This window comes from Neorhizobium sp. BETTINA12A (genome assembly GCF_023006485.1).
Classification (GTDB): Bacteria; Pseudomonadota; Alphaproteobacteria; order Rhizobiales; family Rhizobiaceae; genus Neorhizobium.
Genome location: NZ_JALBGW010000281.1, coordinates 1 through 3,316 on the forward strand (window position 1 = coordinate 1; position 3,316 = coordinate 3,316).

At 61.4% G+C, this 3,316-nt stretch carries 3 protein-coding genes; all 3 read right to left on the minus strand.

Features of this window, described 5'->3' with window-relative positions:
• Window positions 1-840, minus strand: an 840-nt coding sequence (locus MOV61_RS29240) for a cation transporter (RefSeq protein ID WP_247139089.1), incomplete at its 3' end; no start/stop codon positions are given.
• A 96-nt stretch (window positions 841-936) separates the two neighbouring features.
• Window positions 937-2,898 (minus strand): acyltransferase family protein, encoded by a 1,962-nt coding sequence (locus tag MOV61_RS29245; RefSeq protein ID WP_247139090.1) that lies wholly within the window; start codon window positions 2,896-2,898, stop codon window positions 937-939.
• Between the two features lie 158 nt (window positions 2,899-3,056).
• Window positions 3,057-3,316: helix-turn-helix transcriptional regulator (locus MOV61_RS29250; RefSeq protein WP_247139091.1), on the minus strand; the 260-nt coding region annotated here is incomplete at its 5' end.

Consider the following 3,316-nt stretch of genomic DNA (forward strand, 5'->3'; position numbering starts at 1 on the left):
CTCGAGCAGCCGGCCGAACAGGATCAGCGTGACGATCACCGTTGCGGCTTCGTAATAGACGAAGCGGGCGCTCTCCGGCAGCAGGTCCGGGGCGAACGTCGTCACCAGCGAGTAACCATAGGCCGCCAGCACGCCGACCGCGACCAGCGAGTTCATCTCCGGCGCGCCGCGCAGCAGCGCCGGCAGGCCGAGTTTGAGGAACCGGAAGCCCGGGCCGAAAACGACCAGCGTCGCAGCCAAGAAATAGAGATAATACAGGTTCTGCGTCTCGATCACGCCCATCAGCCAGTGGTGGAACGGGTCGTAGAGGTGGCCCGCCATCTCCAGCACGAAGAGCGGCAGGGTCAGCACGAAGGCGATCGCCAGGTCGCGCTTCAGCACGCCCTCCTCGCCCCGGTGCATATGCATGTGGTCATGCCCGCCGGCATGGCCCGCCGCCTGGTCGTGTCCCATGGCGGCATGGTCCATGTGGACCTGGGCTTCCGGTGCGGAATGGCCAGGTTGATGCTTTTGGTGATGCCCGTGGTGGTGCTCGTGCCCGGCATGCGACGTCAGCGTCACAGGCGGCATCATGCCCGCCTCACGCATCGCATGGTCCATGGCGCCCGGGTGGATTTCGTAACCGACCTTCCGGATCGCCTTCGTCAGTTCCTCCGGCGAAAAGCCTTCCGCCGATTCCACCGTCAGCTTCTTGGTCGCGAAGTTGACGGCGCTCCTGTCGATGCCCGCCACTTTGGCCGCGGCGTTCTCGACGCGGCGCACGCAGGAGGCGCAGGTCATGCCCTCGACGGGGACGGTAAACGGTTCGGCCTTGTGGATCGGTTTTACGGTCTGGTTCATGGGCGCAATCTCCCCTTTTTGTCGGGATGTCTCATTGTCCCACGCTATGTGGAGCTTCCCATCATGGGAAGGTCAAGGGGGTGCCGGCGGATATTCTCAAGGGCGGCAGATACCGGCGGGTCGGGCAGCGGGGACAGAGCCATCACCGCAGCCCTCAGTCGCCGCCTTCACGATAAGATCGTACAGATGGTACTTCTTTCCCAGCAGCCGTATTCCGCCCTCAGAATAGTGGCCCGCATCCGCATAAAGGGAGACGCCATCCTCGGAGACCCGGCAGATCGTGCCGTTGCACCGGCCGGCGGCCAGATCGATCACCGGATAGTCCCGTGCCACGACATTCGTGATCTCCATCGCAACGCGGCCTCGCCGGTTCACGTCGTCGGCAGACAGATCGCAGCGGTCTGCCGCGATCCCCAGCAATCTCGACCGAGCAACACAACCGCCGACATCGGTTCCGGTCTGCGGAGGCTGCGCGAAAACCACCGGGCTCAATCCCATTTGCCGCAGGCGGGACAAGGATCCCAGGAAACTGTCCAGAAGCAGTGCCCGGCTTGCCGGTACACTCTGACCGTCCTTCCGAACGAACGTTTCGGATTCGGTATAGATGTCGAGATTGACGCCTATCGCGACGTATCGAAGCGTCCTGGTCGCCGCCATGGCGTCGAGGACGTCCCTGTTCCGGGACAGGCAGCCTTCGGGCGACCTGCGACCGTCGCTGGCGACCGGGTAGGTAATATCGGTGAACGGTCCGCAAAGGCTTTTGGTGAACTGCACGAGTTTGACATCGGGGGCCGACGCCAGGATACCTTCCACAAGATGGGCGCCGAAGGAATCCCCCCACACCGCGATTTCCGGGCTGTCGGACGTGGCGCATTCGGGCCCCATCTTGCCGTTACAGTTTTCGCTCAAACCTTTGCTCACCTCGGTCATCTCGTAGAGACCCGGCGCCCTGAACGCGGCGCCGTCGGTCATTTCAAACAGGATGCCGGAGGCGATGCTGGCGGCTGCCGCGACGCTTGCCAGGGCAAAGAAACCCTTCGCCCCAATGCGGTTCCTGTCGCGGAACGGCCGCTCGACGAGGTAGTAGCTCGCGACCGCAAGCAACACCGTGACGCAAAGCAGTAGTGCGGATGTTGAAGCGCTCAAGTCATTGGTGAACAGCCGCAGGCGCGCGAAGGCGAGGACAGGCTGATGCCAGAGATAGAGGCTGTAGCTGATCAAGCCGACAAACACCAAGGCTCTTGCGGAAAGAAGCCGTCCAGCCAGATTCTCTGACGATGAAAATAGAAGAACCAGCGCGGTTCCGACCACCACGGGCAGCGTCTGCCAGCCGGGATAAGACGGCCCGCCTTCGACGAAGAAGCAGGACAGAACGATCATCGCGAGACCGCAAGCCGCCGCCAAACCGCCGTAGCGGGCTTTTTCTCGATCGAAATTCGCCAGGCTGATGCTGGCGCCGATGCCAAGCTCCCAGAAGCGGGTGGGCAGAAGGTAGAAATTCGCCGCAGGATCAAACAGCGGCACGAGCTGCGTGGCAAGGAAGCTCGCCGTGCTCAACAGGAGGATGGCGGCCAGAACGAACTGGCGGCGAAACCGCCGCAAGGCCATCAGAACAAGCGGAAATATGATGTAGAATTGTTCTTCTACGCCGAGAGACCACGTATGCAAAAGCGGCTTCAGGTCGTTGCTTGAATCGAAATAGCCGGTTTTGGTCCAAAAATAGAAGTTCGAAACGAACAGATTGACCTGATAGAGGCTGCGGCCGAAGTCGCGCAGCTCATGGGGAAGCATCCATGCCCATGCAAACGGCAGGCAAGCCAGGCAGACGCAAAGAAGCGCCGGAGCGATGCGCCGCAGGCGCCGTTCGTAGAAGCGGACGAGACTGAATTTCCGCTCCTCAACTTCGCGATACATGATCGACGTTATCAGATAGCCGCTGATGACGAAGAAGACGTCGACGCCAACAAATCCGCCGCGGAAACCCAGACCACTGTGGAATATAATGACAGGAACCACAGCGACGGCCCGCAGGCCGTCGATTTCCGATCTGTATTTCATTCTACTACCCAATGCGGAATCAATTCACCATCGCCGAGCGCATCGACTGGTTGCACTTCCTCCATACCTGAGCCAATAATTGCAACCCTCCACGTGCGTGCGGGTTATTCAACAAAGGAATGTGGCCGATTTAACCCGGACCGCGCTTTTCGGGGCGTTCACGGTTCCGGGCGACCGCCACCGCTGAAGTTCGGTGCATTCAGCCCTGAAAGCAGCAGCACCAGTTCCGCCTGGCGGGTGGTGCCGGTTTTCAGCATGATCTTCTTCAAATGCGAGCGGGCGGTTTCGAGCGAGATGCCCAGCGAGGCGGCGATCATTTCCGGCGTCTGGGCCATGGCGATGGCGCGCGCCACACGGGCTTCGGCAGGGGTGAGGTCGAAGAGGCCGCAGAGCACCCGCATGTCCGGCGGGCCGACCT

What these genes read in the sequence shown, in the direction of transcription:
- MOV61_RS29245 (WP_247139090.1), bottom strand. Translation starts at nt 2,898, where the DNA reads ATGAAATACAGATCGGAAATCGACGGCCTGCGGGCCGTCGCTGTGGTT.